This is a genomic window from Novosphingobium sp. B-7 (assembly GCF_000410615.1).
GTDB classification, from domain to species: domain Bacteria; phylum Pseudomonadota; class Alphaproteobacteria; order Sphingomonadales; family Sphingomonadaceae; genus Novosphingobium; species Novosphingobium capsulatum.
In genome coordinates this window covers 1-202 of sequence record NZ_APCQ01000448.1, presented here as the reverse complement: position 1 = coordinate 202, position 202 = coordinate 1, and the positions used below count along the sequence as shown (strand labels likewise).

General features: G+C 73.8%; 1 protein-coding gene. It reads right to left on the bottom strand.

All coding sequences use genetic code 11. The features are described 5' to 3' along the window. Window positions 1-202, bottom strand: a 202-nt coding sequence (locus H926_RS33025) for a hypothetical protein (protein ID WP_043607996.1), incomplete at both ends; no start/stop codon positions are given.

Here is a 202-nt window from a genome sequence, read left to right as displayed (position 1 = left end):
CTGGCGCCGATCGGCCAGCGCCGCCACGCCGCTTGCCACCACGGCCGCGGCGCCATAGGCGGCCAGGAACCAGCCGCCCAGATGCAGGGCATGGGGCAACCAGGCCGCCCACGCATGCGGGGCATGGCCCAGCGCGGCATCGGTCACCAGCACCAGGCCATAACCGGGCGCCAGGAAATGCAGGGCAATGCCCGCCACCAGC